This is a genomic window from Cellvibrio sp. pealriver, from assembly GCF_001183545.1.
Taxonomy (GTDB): Bacteria; Pseudomonadota; Gammaproteobacteria; order Pseudomonadales; family Cellvibrionaceae; genus Cellvibrio.
In genome coordinates, this window is the sequence record NZ_KQ236688.1 from 2,988,395 (window position 1) to 3,002,328 (window position 13,934).

General features: G+C 43.2%; 16 protein-coding genes. 6 read left to right on the plus strand and 10 right to left on the minus strand.

The window, feature by feature from the left end; all coding sequences use genetic code 11:
• Positions 1-11: 11 nt before the first annotated feature.
• The 7 genes from VC28_RS12970 to VC28_RS13000 all read right to left on the minus strand — a co-directional run bounded on the left by VC28_RS12970 (position 12) and on the right by VC28_RS13000 (position 4,936).
• Positions 12-443 carry a hypothetical protein gene (locus VC28_RS12970; protein WP_049631000.1) on the minus strand — a complete coding sequence of 144 codons (432 nt, stop codon included), beginning with the start codon at positions 441-443 and terminating at the stop codon, positions 12-14.
• A 571-nt stretch (positions 444-1,014) separates the two neighbouring features.
• Entirely contained in the window at positions 1,015-1,332 is a 318-nt protein-coding gene (locus VC28_RS12975) for a VOC family protein (protein ID WP_049631001.1), read from the minus strand.
• A 179-nt stretch (positions 1,333-1,511) separates the two neighbouring features.
• Positions 1,512-1,787 carry a hypothetical protein gene (locus VC28_RS12980; protein WP_049631002.1) on the minus strand — a complete coding sequence of 92 codons (276 nt, stop codon included), beginning with the start codon at positions 1,785-1,787 and terminating at the stop codon, positions 1,512-1,514.
• 138 nt (positions 1,788-1,925) lie between these two features.
• Positions 1,926-2,354, minus strand: a complete 429-nt coding sequence (locus VC28_RS12985) for a hypothetical protein (protein WP_049631009.1) — start codon at positions 2,352-2,354, stop codon at positions 1,926-1,928.
• A 565-nt stretch (positions 2,355-2,919) separates the two neighbouring features.
• Entirely contained in the window at positions 2,920-3,348 is a 429-nt protein-coding gene (locus VC28_RS12990; protein ID WP_049631010.1) for a hypothetical protein, read from the minus strand.
• 633 nt (positions 3,349-3,981) lie between these two features.
• Positions 3,982-4,395: a hypothetical protein gene (locus tag VC28_RS19770; RefSeq protein ID WP_156184334.1), complete on the minus strand. Its 414-nt coding sequence runs from the start codon at positions 4,393-4,395 to the stop codon at positions 3,982-3,984.
• Between the two features lie 133 nt (positions 4,396-4,528).
• The gene (locus VC28_RS13000) at positions 4,529-4,936 is read right to left on the minus strand and encodes a hypothetical protein (RefSeq protein ID WP_049628923.1); all 408 of its coding nucleotides are present in this window, start codon (positions 4,934-4,936) and stop codon (positions 4,529-4,531) included.
• 809 nt (positions 4,937-5,745) lie between these two features.
• Between VC28_RS13000 and VC28_RS13005 the strand changes: the two genes are divergently transcribed.
• Complete coding sequence (locus tag VC28_RS13005; RefSeq protein ID WP_049631012.1) at positions 5,746-6,717, plus strand: integron integrase; 972 nt, start codon at positions 5,746-5,748, stop codon at positions 6,715-6,717.
• Between the two features lie 4 nt (positions 6,718-6,721).
• On the opposite strand, the gene VC28_RS13010 is transcribed toward VC28_RS13005, so the two are convergent.
• Positions 6,722-7,396 (minus strand): GntR family transcriptional regulator, encoded by a 675-nt coding sequence (locus tag VC28_RS13010; RefSeq protein ID WP_049632385.1) that lies wholly within the window; start codon positions 7,394-7,396, stop codon positions 6,722-6,724.
• A 366-nt stretch (positions 7,397-7,762) separates the two neighbouring features.
• Between VC28_RS13010 and VC28_RS13015 the strand changes: the two genes are divergently transcribed.
• From VC28_RS13015 to VC28_RS13035, 5 genes are all read left to right on the plus strand, one after another.
• Complete coding sequence (locus VC28_RS13015; protein WP_053094201.1) at positions 7,763-8,542, plus strand: outer membrane protein OmpK; 780 nt, start codon at positions 7,763-7,765, stop codon at positions 8,540-8,542.
• 1 nt (position 8,543) lies between these two features.
• Positions 8,544-9,233: a cysteine hydrolase family protein gene (locus tag VC28_RS13020; protein WP_049631013.1), complete on the plus strand. Its 690-nt coding sequence runs from the start codon at positions 8,544-8,546 to the stop codon at positions 9,231-9,233.
• Positions 9,234-9,293: 60 nt separating this feature from the next.
• Positions 9,294-10,886 (plus strand): hypothetical protein, encoded by a 1,593-nt coding sequence (locus VC28_RS13025; RefSeq protein ID WP_049631014.1) that lies wholly within the window; start codon positions 9,294-9,296, stop codon positions 10,884-10,886.
• Between the two features lie 22 nt (positions 10,887-10,908).
• Entirely contained in the window at positions 10,909-11,592 is a 684-nt protein-coding gene (locus tag VC28_RS13030) for a biuret amidohydrolase (RefSeq protein ID WP_049631015.1), read from the plus strand.
• 69 nt (positions 11,593-11,661) lie between these two features.
• Complete coding sequence (locus VC28_RS13035) at positions 11,662-12,033, plus strand: cupin domain-containing protein (protein ID WP_082191529.1); 372 nt, start codon at positions 11,662-11,664, stop codon at positions 12,031-12,033.
• A gap of 57 nt (positions 12,034-12,090) precedes the next feature.
• Here VC28_RS13035 and VC28_RS19585 read toward each other — a convergent pair whose 3' ends face one another.
• Both VC28_RS19585 and VC28_RS13040 read right to left on the minus strand, forming a co-directional pair.
• Positions 12,091-12,627, minus strand: coding sequence for an Lcl C-terminal domain-containing protein (locus VC28_RS19585; RefSeq protein ID WP_082191530.1), 537 nt, complete (start codon positions 12,625-12,627; stop codon positions 12,091-12,093).
• An 11-nt stretch (positions 12,628-12,638) separates the two neighbouring features.
• The gene (locus VC28_RS13040; protein WP_049631016.1) at positions 12,639-13,628 is read right to left on the minus strand and encodes an Lcl C-terminal domain-containing protein; all 990 of its coding nucleotides are present in this window, start codon (positions 13,626-13,628) and stop codon (positions 12,639-12,641) included.
• Positions 13,629-13,934 lie beyond the last annotated feature (306 nt).

Genomic DNA, 13,934 nt, shown 5'->3' on the forward strand with positions numbered 1-13,934 from the left:
CTTGTTAGAGTTTACTTTTTTGGGTTAATACTTTCTTCTACAACCCCAACAATTTCTGCTAAGGTGATTGTAAATATTCCGGCCTCACCGTTGTCAAAGGCATCTTTCCAAACGTTGTAACCGTTTAAATATTCTGGATTTGGTTCTTTCTTACCGATGAGCTTGACTACACTTTTATTCAATGTTTCTTCTGAAACAGGGAAATGAGGTAAGTCAGTTGATATACCACCAGCAATTCTAGAGTTTTTAACTTTAACGCCAAAAATACTGACATGAAAAATTTTTCCAAGCTTAGGATGGCTTTCAACTTTATTAATTAATACTGTAGATCCTTCCTCTCCGATACGATTTTTATAGCTCCATACTTGCCCTGCGGAAAATTGAGAAGCCTCAGCTAAACCGAAAAAAGAAGATAGCCCCAGAATTGCAATTATTTTTTTCATACGATTACTCTAACGTTGTATTAAACGGCAGAATTTAAGGCGGGCTTTTGTGGAAACTTTTTGCGAAGCAAAACCACAAAAGAGCGACTTAAATTATGTCCGGTGGAGCGTAGCGTAACGGATTTGAATACTTTGTTATAAAACTACGCCAATTGGGTAAAACTTGGCACGACCTAAAATATTCCAGCCCGCACAAACTTCACTAGCGATTTGCAGAACCATGCCGCAATTTACTTTAAAGCACCTGCTGCCAAGTGCAGAAAGCGCCCATTCGAACTATTCCAGAGATTCTAACGGAACTACGTTTCTACCAAAACTCGCTTAGTAACTTAGTTGCTACAGCGCACTTACTTTCAAAAACCGACAACCAAAAAGGCCGCGCTTTATAACGTTAAGCACAACGGCAGTTTGTAAGTTGCGCGTTGTGGAATACTTTTGCGAAGCAAAACCACATAAGCGCGACTTACAAACTGTCCAGCCACGTAGTGGCGTGTTGCTGCGCCTTGTTATGTTTGCTTTATTGTTTTAAGCCAAACAACTAATTTATACAAACGATTGATATTAGGATTAACTAGGAAATTTCTATTTTTCTACCGTCTGGGTCTAAAAGAATATAAATAGTTTTTCCATTAAATTCATACTGGCCATGAAATTGGATGCGCTCAAGCAAAGATTCAAGAGATTGAACGGAAAAGCCCAGCCTAGTATTGCATGGGGTTTCACCTAAATTTAATGGGTAAATTTCAAACACCAAATCTTCTATGCAAGTAGCATAGTGCTCAACCCCTTTGCCATGCTTTTCTTTCACAAATTTTAAACCAAGCAGCTCATAGAAATTCTTGGAAATCTCTATGTTTGTACATCGCAAAACTAGCAGATTAAGTTTCATTCGCCACCTTGAGAACATAACGTTCGGTTCAACCGCAGTTTGTAAGCGGCGCATTTACGATAAACTTCGCGCAGCGATTCGCTAAATGCGCTGCTTACAAACTGTCGAGCGTAAGCGCGAAGCGCTGGAGCGGCGTTGGAACCGCTTGTTATGTTTTTGTGACCTATTTTCGATTGAATTTAATCTAAGCAATCAACTGGTATATTTTTAACAAATTCGGTTGCTTTAGCCATTAGTTGATTCCAATCTTTTTCAGGGCGAGAAGAATAGCCCTGATTAATAAGCTCCCTTTCACACAAGTCTTCTAGACCCCAAATTGCTCTTTTTTCCTCTTCGGTAAACGAATCTTTTATTGGGGAACTAGATAACTTTTCGGACAGGATTCCCCATACAGCAAGTAGGTGACCCACGGGAATTTTGATATTAGCTTCTTTGCTTAGATCATCTTCGGACATTTCGACTTTCCTAGTGAAACATAACGTTGCGTTCACCTGCGGATTGTAAGTAGCGCGTTGCGATAAACTTAGCGCAGCGGTATTGCATAAGCGCTACTTACAATGCGTCAGGTGCAACGCTTTGTTATGGTTTACAATTTATTTCTTAATGTAACGATATAAAAGCACAACTAAAATTTGCAAAAAGCCCAAGAAAAGAGCTCCAAACATAAGGCCAAATGCCCATGCATGATATATGTGTTTTCCGGTATTAACTACCCGATAGGGTTGCGAGAAGTAATAGTAGAATAGGCTTCCGAAAACTACCAACCCTGCGGCTAACGCAAACCAAGCCTTAAAGGAATAAGTGTTTTGGGAGCTTTTACCCGTATAAGTTGGGCCTTGAAGAATGGCTTTAGATAACAATGTAGCACTCACTAATACTGCAAGTGAAAATGACCCCGTGGCAGATGCGATTAAATAGGTCTGAAAGCCTGTTCCAAAGTCATAATATGCACCAAGAATACATAGAGTTATTACTAGCGTCACTGTTAATGAAACAGAGATTTTCAATTTATAAGCATCCATTACCATAACGTTGTATTAAACGGCAGAATTTAAGGCGCGCTTTTGTGGAAACCTTTTGCGTAGCAAAACCACAAAAGCGCGACTTAAATTCTGTCCGGTGGAGCGCAGCGTAACGGATTTGAATACTTTGTTATAACACTACGCACAATTGGTAAAACTTAGCACGGACTAAAATACTTCAGGCCGTACACACTGCACTATTCAATTTTCAGAACCATGAGCAACTGAACTTTAGAGCGCCAGCTGCCAAGTGCAGAAAACGCCCATTCGAACTATTCCAGAGATTCTAGCGGAGCTACGTTGCTACCAAAACTCGCTTAGCAATTTAGAACACCTAAACCACCGAGCGCACAAACTAAAATATTGCTACAGCGCACGGACTTACCGAAAACACCAACCAAAAAGACCGCGCTTTATAACGCCGAGCTAAGCGGCAGTTTTTAAGTTGCGGTTTTGTGGATTACTTTTGCGCAGCAAAACCACAAAACTGCGACTTAAAAACTGTCCAGCCACGAAGTGGCGATGCTTGAGCGATTTGTTAGGCATACTTTTTGTTTTCCTTAGTTTAAAGTTTTTTAACTTCATAAACTCCATGCACAGATATTAAGTAATGTGAGTTTCTGACTTCATTCATACCAACCCATAACAAAAATATCCCTGGGCAATTTTCACAAAACCTTTTTAAAAAATAAGACCAACCGTTGCACGGAGCAGACTTAAAAAGTTTAACTGAAAATATTTCTTCCGCGAGAACGATAAGTTCTGCTTCTAAATCTTCTTCCTTTCCAAATAGATAGCCATCCAAAACAAGTTTCAGATCTACATGATTACCATGCTTGCATAGTGGGCATAACCATGAAAAAGAAGAATCCTGAACATTTTTAGCATTATCATAATGCGTAGTTCCAAATCCTTTAATCGTAGCGATACATTTTTGGTATTTGTACATGTTTTGCCTAACGTTGTGTTCAACCGCAGCTTGTAAGTAGCGCATTGCGATAAACTTTGCACAGCAATTCGCTAAATGCGCTACTTACAAACTGTCGAGTGGAGGCGCGAAGCGCCGGAACGGTGTTGGAACACTTTGTTATATTTACTGCCTTATAAGCATAAGAAACAAAGCTGCAATCTGCGACAAAGGTAGAGTTACAATAATTAGCGAAAAAGACGAAAATGGTGTGAAAAAACCTGATATTAAGGGCGGTAAAAATGCACAAATAGCTGCAGATAAAAAATAGCATTTTTTTCCTGATATGTATTTATTTAGCTGTAAGTATATAGGCAGCCACACTATAGCAGTGACCAAGCCGATAATAAGCGAGGATAGTAAAACTGACATTAGTAGATATAGATTTCCCTTTGATGCAAAAAGAAATAGAACAGCGAATAAAATTGATATTATTCCAACAGCGACATTCATCTGAATGTATAAAGTTAAATTTTTGTTCATAATTTTCCTTGATATAACGCCGAGCTAAGCGGCAGTTTTTAAGTTGCGGTTTTGTGGAATACTTTTGCGCAGCAAAACCACAAAACTGCGACTTAAAAACTGTCCAATGGAGGCACGAAGTGCCGGAGTGGTGCTTGAGCGACTTGTTAGAATATTTTTCTCATGTACCACCTATTTCTATGTAAATTCCAGCGGTGTATTTACATGAACACTCAACTCTTTTTTGCATGCGTTAAATGCTGTGACAACAATGTTTTGAAGACTAAATGGATTGCCGATGATTTCAAAAGTTGTTTCTTCCGACATTAAATAGCTAGATGCGCAGCCTTCTCTATAAATGGACGAAGATCTATATAAAACTAACTTATTGCTTGGCGCATTATTGTAACCATGCCGCCAACTAACACGAATTTCAGCTGAAGCTCTATTAGGGGGAATGCTAGCACTAAAAATAAAAACATACTGCCATATGTCACCTTCTGGGCTTCCACTGGATATACCAGAAATTTCCGCGCCAAGATTCTTAAGATGAATCTTGCACTTCTCCAATTCAGAATCTAATAATCTTTGTTGTGGTGTAATATTTTTCATGGATTCTTCTAACGCCGAGCTAAGCGGCAGTTTTAAAGTTGTAGTTTTGTGGAATACTTTTGCGCAGCAAAACCACAAAACTGCGACTTTAAAACTGTCCAGCGCACGTAGTGCGCGGTGCTTGAGCGATTTGTTATAAATGGCCGCTAAAAGTTATTGCGCAGGCAACATACCCTAATAAACCTGCATAACCCAAAATAACAAAACCAAGTTTAGACCAGAAGAAAAGATTAATAGGCCAAGTTAAGTATTTGGATGCTTGTAATTCTGGATCATTTCCAGCGCCATATTTTATTTCTTTAATTCTATGAAAAATGCCCCAGATTGCAGATGCAACTATGTAGTGCAGCAAGTCACAGAAAATGCTCAGAACAAGCAATAAGGCAGGCCAAAGCAAGTTTTCAGGAAGTGTATATGTATTACCTGTTTTTGTATTAAAGATCCAAAGCAATGCAATTCCCGCAAATGAAGCCTGCCGACTTACAGAACTTGCTGAGCTGCTAAAGTCATAATATGACTGCTTATAGCCTGATAATTTCATTTTTTACTATTACTTGGGCTTCTAGGCCCAGTACTCGTAGTGGTTTGATTGTTGTTCTGCAATTTCCCAGAAGAGGATGTTGAAGAATTCCGCCCGCTACCACCTCTATTTTCACTAGGTTTCTGTGGCGGTGATTGTGGAGTTTTTCCATTGCCGCCAGTTTTATTATTTGTCATTGTGTTTCTCCATATTTTTTATAACGTTGTGTTCAACCGCAGTTTGTAAGTAGCGCATGCGATAAACTTTGCGTAGCAATTCGCTAAATGCGCTACTTACAAACTGTCGAATGGAGGCGCGAAGCGCCGGAATGGTGTTGCAACACCTTGTTATAACAATACGCTTATTTGGTAAAATTTAGCACGACCTAAAATATTTCAGGCCACACAAACCACACTATTCTATTGCAGAACTATGCTGCAATTTTCTTTAGAGTGCCTGCCGCCAAGTGCAGAAAATGCCCATTCGAACTATTCCAGAGATTCTAACGGAACCACGTTTCTACCAAAACTTACTTAGTAACTTAATTGCTACAGAGTAAAAACTTCCCGAAACCACCAACCAAAATACTGCTCTTTATAACAATGTTATTAGACGGAAAGATTCCGTATTTTCTACCGGAATTTTTCCGTCTAAGTTTTTAGAAGTTGATATATAGCATAGACCTCAATTACGCGCCATTACAGAGCCTTAGCCCGCTACCCTAATAGGAATGGAGGAGTGAAAGGCGGAAAATTTCCTTGCTAATTCTCCTATTATGAATACAATCACTGTATATGCAAACAGTTATCTATTCATAACATGGTGCGCGCATGTACAAATCCCCTTTCCTTTCCAGCATTTACGATGAAATGATGCGGCGGCGTTATGCCAAACGCACGATTGAAACTTATCTTCATTGGATTAAGGGATTTATTCTATTTCACAACAAGCAGCACCCGAGCTTGTTAAGCGATAACGATGTCGAAACCTACCTCGATTTTTTAGTGCTTAAGCGCAACGTCGCAGGGCCTACGCAGGCTCTCGTTTTGAATGCATTGAATTTTCTTTATAAAGAAATTTTGCAGAAGCCGCTGTCACTGGAACTCAGATTTGTAAAAAGCCAAAAGCCGCGCAAATTACCTGTGGTGTTAACCCGCGACGAAATCAGCCAATTGTTTGCACAAATCAGCGCTAACTATTATTTGCCTGCTGCGCTCATGTATGGAAGCGGGCTCAGGCTGATGGAGGCAGTTCGCTTGCGTGTTAAAGATATCGATTTTGATTATTGCTGCGTGCGTGTTTGGAATGGAAAGGGTGGAAAACACCGCACAGTGACCTTGGCAGCGGAATTAAAAAATGCATTACAAAACCAGATAAAGCGCGCTGAAAGTTTTTTAGCGCACGATCTGAACAACCCGGATTATGATGGTGTCTGGCTGCCTCATGCATTGAGGAGAAAATATCTTGCTGCAAGTAAATCGCTCGATTGGCAATATTTATTTCCGTCAGATCGCTTAAGCAATGACCCGGAAGATAATGCATTACGCCGTCATCATATCGATGAAACAGGCTTACAAAAAGCGATTAAAAGCGCTTCGCATAAAGCAGAGATTCGGAAAATAGTGAGTGCACACACGCTGCGCCATTCTTTTGCTACACACCTGCTTGCTTCGGGGGCAGACATTCGCACCGTGCAAGACCAGTTAGGTCATACCGATGTAAAAACAACACAAATTTACACGCACGTATTACAGATGGGCGGCAACGCTGTCAGAAGTCCGTTTTCAAGTTTAGGGGTTTAACAACTTACGGCTTATGGCGCTTGATGGCTTGCTGCAATTGGCTGAGTGTTACGCTGCGCGCAAGCTCCTGGCTTTTGCGGATATGTTTGGTCATGGTTTTGCGTGCTTGCGATTTGTTTTTGTCGCGGATTAATTGGCAAATTGAAAAATGCTCTTCGCAAGTTTCAATCACTGATTGGCGATCAGGGAACCCTAACCGGCGCAAAATGCGGATGTTGTTATTGATGTCGCGCAAATAATTGGCAAGCACTGGATTACCGCTACCAATGGCAATGCCGATGTGAAAGGCCTCTTCGCGCGCTTTTATTTCTTCCATATCCAACTCGTCATCCAAACGCTCGGCATTCCAGTCTTCTTGCAATGCATCCAGATCATCGTCATTCATATGGTCGCAAGCCAACTCTACGGCGCTGGCCTCAAGCATGATACGCACATCGTAATATTGGCTGATGGTTTCAATATCCACCGAGCGCACAAAACAACCCTGCTTGGGCATGATGGTGATCTGCCCTTCCGTTTCCAAACGCTGCAAGGCGGCGCGCACTGGCGTGCGGCTTACTTGAAAATCATCGGCGATTTCTGATTCCGTAATACGGGTACCCGGATAGATTTCAAAATCGATAATCTTTTTTTTGAGCTGGTCATAGACCAATTGTGCGGCTGATTTCGGGGTAGTCAAAACACCTGCTCCAGTTGTGGAATTGCGCTGGCTGAACGCCTCTACTGGCATGGTAGGCGAGCCTCCCCACCTTGTAAACCAAACACCCTTCCAAGGGGAGTTACAAGCACAGTATCAGTGCACAAATAAATAGCATCGCTGCTTTATAGCGCCCACGCCACAAACCCAGGTAGCGGGCAACCGCTATAACTCCCCCCAAAAACTCATGCTTTTTCAAACACCTACACCAAACAGATTGAGCCCTATTGCCTGCTGGCACAGCTTGTGCACAACATAAATCAGAGCAACGTTGTATACAACAATGTTTTATTAAGTCAGGAATCACTACAAGCCAAACTGCATAATCAGAACAATGAGGAGCCCGAGATGCACCATGCCAATAGCCGTCACCCCGTTTCTTCCCCCCGCTTGTGCCGCGGCCTTTTGGCCTGCGGCGCGTTTTTTTGCGCACTGCTGGCTAACACGGCCACCTATGCCGACGCACGCTGGAGCAGTACTAATTTTCAATATCACTATGGCACCGAATATGAGCTGGGCGATGAAGAGCGCAGCCTGATTACGCTTGAGCATGCGAGCGGCTGGAAATATGGCGATAACTTTTTCTTTGTGGATATAACCAACCCCGACCGCACCGGCGAGCTGACCGAGACCGGTTATTACGGCGAAATTTCCCCGCGCCTGAGCCTTGGAAAAATCACCGGCAAGGATTTATCGGCGGGCATCATTCAGGATTTTTTAATCACCAGCACCATGGAAATTGGCGAGGGTTTTCACACCTACCTTTACGGTTTTGCCGTGGATCTAAAACTACCCAAATTCAATTTTTTCCAAATCAATTGGTATGCGCGCAATGAAGTGAGTTTTGGTACCGAGCTTGGGCAACAAATCACACTCGCGTGGGGAATGCCGTTTGAAATTGGTAAAGCGAAATTCAGCTTTGAAGGCTTTTTTGATTACGCGTGGGATGTAGGCCCCGCTGAAGACAACATTATTACCCAACCGCGTTTGCTGTTGGATGTGGGCTCACTGTGGGATTCACCCGGTGTAATTCAGGCCGGGATTGAATACCAAATCTGGCGAAATAAATTCGGCATTGATGGCATTGATGAAAACTTTCCCGAGTTAATGGTCAAGTGGATTTTTTAAAATGATCAGTTTAAGTGCGCAACCCGAAGCAATTGATTTATCACTCGCACACACCGCGCTGATAATTATTGATATGCAACGGGATTTTCTTGAGCCAGGTGGTTTTGGTGCGAGCCTTGGTAATGATGTGAGTTTATTGCGCTCAGCAATTGCGCCTTGCCAAGCCTTGCTGAATGCGGCGCGCGCGATAGGCATGTTGGTTATTCATACGCGTGAAGGACACCTGCCTGATCTTAGCGATGCGCCACCGGCAAAAATTATGCGCGGCAAACCGGAGCTGCGTATCGGCAGCAGCGGGCCCATGGGCCGAGTGTTGGTGCGCGGTGAACCCGGCCACGCGATTATTCCGGAGCTCGCACCTATCACCAGTGAGGTGATTATCGACAAGCCAGGAAAGGGCGCTTTTTATCGCACCGAATTAAATGATGTGCTGCAAGAAAATCGTATCGAAAATGTATTGGTGTGCGGTGTCACTACCGAAGTCTGTGTGCACACCACCGTTCGCGAAGGCAATGATCGCGGTTATCGCTGTGTAGTGGTGGGCGATGCCTGCGCCTCCTATTTTCCTGAGTTTCATCGCGTTGCCTTGGCGATGGTCTCTGCACAAGGCGGTATTTTTGGTTGGGTCAGCAACAGCACCGCTGTCGTTTCTGCGCTCACACAAACATATAAAACCACGTCACTCACCTAATTTTTAATTTTAATTTTTTATCCCTGTCATTTTTATCCCTATAAACAGGAGCGCCGCATCATGAAAAGTAATGTAAAACTCTGGGTTCCAGGAGATTGGAATGCGCTTTTTGGTTTCGGTACAAACATTCTGGTAAATTTATTGGTGTTAACGGGTTTGCTGCGTTTTGTATTGCAAATGCCGGATGACATTGTATTTGGTCGCATATTGCCTGCGGTGGGCTTAATGATGTGTTTAAGCACAACTTATTACGCTTACCTCGCATACAAATTGGCAAAAGAAACCGGGCGAACCAATGTGTGCGCATTGCCTTCCGGCATTAGCGTGCCGCATATGTTTGTGGTGGTATTTGTAATTATGTTGCCGATATCACTCACCACCGGTGACCCCATTAAAGGTTGGGAGGCCGGATTAACTTGGGTATTCGTGCAAAGTTTTGTGCTGATGCTCGGTGGATACATCGCCCCTTACATTCGTAAAATTACACCACGCGCTGCATTGCTCGGCACACTCGCCGGTGTTTCCATCGCATTTATTTCATTGCGCCCCGCACTGGAAATGTTTATGACACCAGTAATTGGTGTTGTGTGTTTTGCCATTATTTTATTGAGTTGGTTTGGCGGCGTGCGCTACTTCAAAGGAATTCCTGCCGGGCTGGTGGCAATTGCAGTGGGAACATTAATTGCCTGGGGTTCAACCGCAATCGGTTTGAATTTTGGTGGATTAAGTTTGGACAACCTCACCCAGTCGCTTACCAGTTTTGGTTTTTCTGTTCCTATCCCTGCCGTTGGTCATGTGTTTTCCGGATTCGAATTTATTGGAATTATTTTAGTCACTGCAATTCCCTTCGGTATTTACGATTTAGTTGAAGCGATGGACAACGTTGAGAGCGCTGCAGTCGCGGGCGATAGTTACCCAACCACGCGCGTGCTGACTGCCGATGGTGTAATCAGTTTAATTGGTTGCTGCATGGGCAATCCGTTTATCAATGCTGTTTATATCGGGCACCCCGGTTGGAAATCCATGGGCGGGCGCATCGGCTACTCAGCGGTTACGGGCATCGTCGTACTGCTGTTGTGTTGGTTGGGAATCATCGCCGTATTTTCATCCGCAATTCCTGTGGTCGCGATCTCACCTATCTTGCTTTACATCGGCATGCTCATCGGTTCACAAGCGTTTCAGGAAACCCCCAAGTCTCACGCACCGGCCATTATTGTTTCACTCATGCCGCACCTTGCAGCCTGGGGAAAATTGCAAATCGATAATGTACTCAATGCAGCAGGCACCAATGCCGCAGCGGTTGGTATGGACAAGCTCGCACAGAATGGTGTGCTCTATGAAGGTTTATCGGTGTTGGGTGGCGGTGCAATTCTCGGTGGCCTCATGCTCGGTGCGATCACGGCATTTATTATTGATCGCAGTTTTGTTAAAGCTGGATTATTTGCCTGTGCAAGTTCGGTATTAACCTTTTTCGGTTTGATGCACGGTGAAGCCATTGGTATTGCAGAATCGCCTACCGTTGCATTTGCTTATCTCGCTGTTGCCGGTGTGTTGTTCGCTTGTGCAAAGTTTGGCACAGCAGCAAGCACACTGCCGGAAAGCGATGATAAACATGAGCATCTTGATCGCGATGCCATTGAACCAGCGCACTGAAACAGGACAGGAGAACACCGCTATGAGTACGCCACTTTTCATTAATAGCACGCCTTATAAATGGCCTTATGATGGCAACCTTCGCCCGGATAATACCGCGCTGATCATTATCGATATGCAGACGGATTTTTGCGGCAAAGGCGGCTATGTAGACACCATGGGTTATGACATTAATTTAACCCGTGCGCCGATTGAACCGCTGCGAAAATTATTGCCCACCATGCGCACGGCCGGTTTTCATATTATTCACACGCGTGAAGGCCACAGGCCAGACCTTGCTGATTTGCCCGCAAACAAGCGCTGGCGCTCACGGCAAATTGGCGCGGGCATTGGCGATGAAGGTCCTTGCGGAAAAATTTTAATTCGCGGAGAACCAGGCTGGGAGATTATTCCCGAGCTCGCACCTATCGCCGGTGAAATTATTATCGACAAACCGGGCAAAGGTTCTTTCTACGCAACCGATTTGGAAATGGTTCTGCATTTGCGCGGAATCAGCAACATTATCCTCACCGGTATCACCACCGATGTCTGCGTACACACCACCATGCGCGAGGCAAATGATCGCGGCTTTGAATGTGTGTTGCTTGCCGATTGTTGTGCGGCAACAGACCCGGAAAACCATAAGGCCGCGCTCGCGATGATTCATATGCAAGGCGGCGTATTCGGCGCAGTGGCTAACTCGGCTGATATTCTTCACATATTATAAAAATAGATTTTCTTAAAAATATTTTCAAAAACCAGACAACAATCCTTTCCGAAAAAACAGGAGTCACGTGTGGAAAAAAATTTGGTATGGACAGATTTATTAAACAGGAACTTTGATGCGCCGGAATATCAGTGGCAAGCATTCCGCAACGGTGTAGGCATATTGCCATTGCATGGCGACCCACAAGGTTGCTCATGCGCTTTGTTGCGTTATCACCCTGGAGCAAAAATTCCACGACACCTACACACCGGCGTGGAATTTTTATTGATTTTGCGCGGCAGCCAGCGCGATGAACGCGGTGAATATCACCAGGGGACTTTTTTAATCAATCCCGCTCAAACCAGTCATGCGATTGTCAGTGATGACGGTTGTGTGGTGTTGGCGGTATGGGAGAAGCCTGTTAGGTTTGTAAGTGACCGAGTAAATATTATTAACGATTGATCTGTAGCGCGTATGATTCAGGGCGGACTACTGAGGTCATCTTTTCAGCTTGAGGATCTACTCGTCACGAACCAATAATAGAGCCAGGTTTTGTCTCTTGGTATTGGTAAACGTCCTGCCCGACAAATAACTCCACGCTTGATCAGTCTGACCTGCGCCTCCATTATTTACAGCTGAAGTTGAAGACCATAAATACGTATCATCAAATGGAAATAAAGTTGCATTGAAAGAGGTTCTGCATTGCACCTCATGAAGGGAGCCCAACTCAGATATGCTAGGTAGCCTCCAATCAGAATAATCGGCAAAACTAAATGCTCTTGTTAAAGTAATAGCATCAGACCAAGAATAATATGCTGGCTCACCAACACAAACATTTTCAATCAATGTTTGACCTACCAAGCACCTCATCCAAGTTGACTTAGTAATCTTGTTAGTAATAGTCCCATCGTTATTAATAATAAAATTATCAACTTGTATACTTGACGGGATAGCCACACTAGTAGGCTCTATGCAGTCACCTAAAGAAACATTAGAAAATAAAATAATATTGAATACTATAATATTAATTTTTTGGCTTGATTTAATTACTCGCAATTTAAATTTCCTTAAGGTTTTTGACGCACTAATCTGATTCGACCAAAATTACGCTTAACATCTAGATTAACGTGCCCGTTTGAAAATTCAACGCCCCAGGCACTCAATCCAACTGAAATTCCCGTACCAGTTGATGATGACCAAGTCCAATTAAAATAATTTGATGGTGGTGCATTGCGAAAAAAATTCACATCAGTAGCAGGGTATATTCGCCCATAATTAATAATTGTTTTTAATTCATTAATTGTTGGAATTGACCAATCATTGAAACCGCATAACCCCTGGGAATTTACGGCGCTCAAATAAGAAAATGTGTCGCAATCACTACCAACACAACTCCCTTGATTCCGGACACCCTCGTCACCACCATTTGACGCTGGGTTTGGGTCGTACCAAGTGTAATAGTTATTCGCATCACGCAAACCTCCATCACTTGTTTTTTCCTCCCAAAGCAAATTGGTAACATTATCGAGAACACAGCTCCACTTCTCTGCATTGTCTGGCAACTCGTTACCATTCGCATCTATCTTAGTAAAATCAAAACCTGCTGTACCTGAACCAATTTTCACCAAATACCCCGAACGATATTGCGCATCACGGCCATAATCCCCATCCTGCCCGAAGAAATCTGCCTGCGGACAAGTTAAATAAATGAAATCTATATCTGCGCACCAATCGACACCGGTATCATTAATTTTGCCTGATCCTCGAACAGGAAACTGAAGGAGAGGCTGGGGGATTGCACTAACTTCATCACTTGGGGGACTTTCACCAAGCACATTCAATGCCGTGACAACAAAATACAACCTAGTTCCGTTTTGTAAATTATTCAGGGTAAAAAAAGAGGGAGTTACATTTTCCATACGATTTAAAGCTGCCAATTGGCCAAATTTACTTGGGTCTATATTTGGCTCAATGGAGTAATAAAGATTATAGGAGTCAGCATTATTAACGGTAAACCAACTAAGCGTAACACTATTGTTACCGGCAGCCACACGCATTGCACGAGGAGAATCCAAACTAGGTGAGCTAGATTGAGCATATGAACTCGATTGAAAACTCGAATTTACCTGACTAGTTGACGATGAGCTTGTCGAGCCCGAACCACCTCCACAGCCACTTGTAATGACACATATCGCCAACATAAAAAATAAATCAATACAATACCTCATACATTTACATCCTATCCATAATAAATATTTTAAATATCCAACTTTTCCGAGTGCTTTCCGAAGAAAAACGCTACACAAGCTAGTAGCGATATAATTAATCAAGTCCAGCACAGCGACTCTATTACTTCAATTGCG

Coding starts and splice junctions, on each gene's coding strand:
- VC28_RS12970 (WP_049631000.1), bottom strand. CDS start 443: ATGAAAAAAATAATTGCAATTCTGGGGCTATCTTCTTTTTTCGGTTTA.
- VC28_RS12975 (WP_049631001.1), bottom strand. CDS start 1,332: ATGAAACTTAATCTGCTAGTTTTGCGATGTACAAACATAGAGATTTCC.
- VC28_RS12980 (WP_049631002.1), bottom strand. CDS start 1,787: ATGTCCGAAGATGATCTAAGCAAAGAAGCTAATATCAAAATTCCCGTG.
- VC28_RS12985 (WP_049631009.1), bottom strand. CDS start 2,354: ATGGATGCTTATAAATTGAAAATCTCTGTTTCATTAACAGTGACGCTA.
- VC28_RS12990 (WP_049631010.1), bottom strand. CDS start 3,348: ATGCGCTACTTACAAGCTGCGGTTGAACACAACGTTAGGCAAAACATG.
- VC28_RS19770 (WP_156184334.1), bottom strand. CDS start 4,395: ATGAAAAATATTACACCACAACAAAGATTATTAGATTCTGAATTGGAG.
- VC28_RS13000 (WP_049628923.1), bottom strand. CDS start 4,936: ATGAAATTATCAGGCTATAAGCAGTCATATTATGACTTTAGCAGCTCA.
- VC28_RS13005 (WP_049631012.1), top strand. CDS start 5,746: ATGTACAAATCCCCTTTCCTTTCCAGCATTTACGATGAAATGATGCGG.
- VC28_RS13015 (WP_053094201.1), top strand. CDS start 7,763: ATGCACCATGCCAATAGCCGTCACCCCGTTTCTTCCCCCCGCTTGTGC.
- VC28_RS13020 (WP_049631013.1), top strand. CDS start 8,544: ATGATCAGTTTAAGTGCGCAACCCGAAGCAATTGATTTATCACTCGCA.
- VC28_RS13025 (WP_049631014.1), top strand. CDS start 9,294: ATGAAAAGTAATGTAAAACTCTGGGTTCCAGGAGATTGGAATGCGCTT.
- VC28_RS13030 (WP_049631015.1), top strand. CDS start 10,909: ATGAGTACGCCACTTTTCATTAATAGCACGCCTTATAAATGGCCTTAT.
- VC28_RS13040 (WP_049631016.1), bottom strand. CDS start 13,628: ATGCGTGTGGCTGCCGGTAACAATAGTGTTACGCTTAGTTGGTTTACC.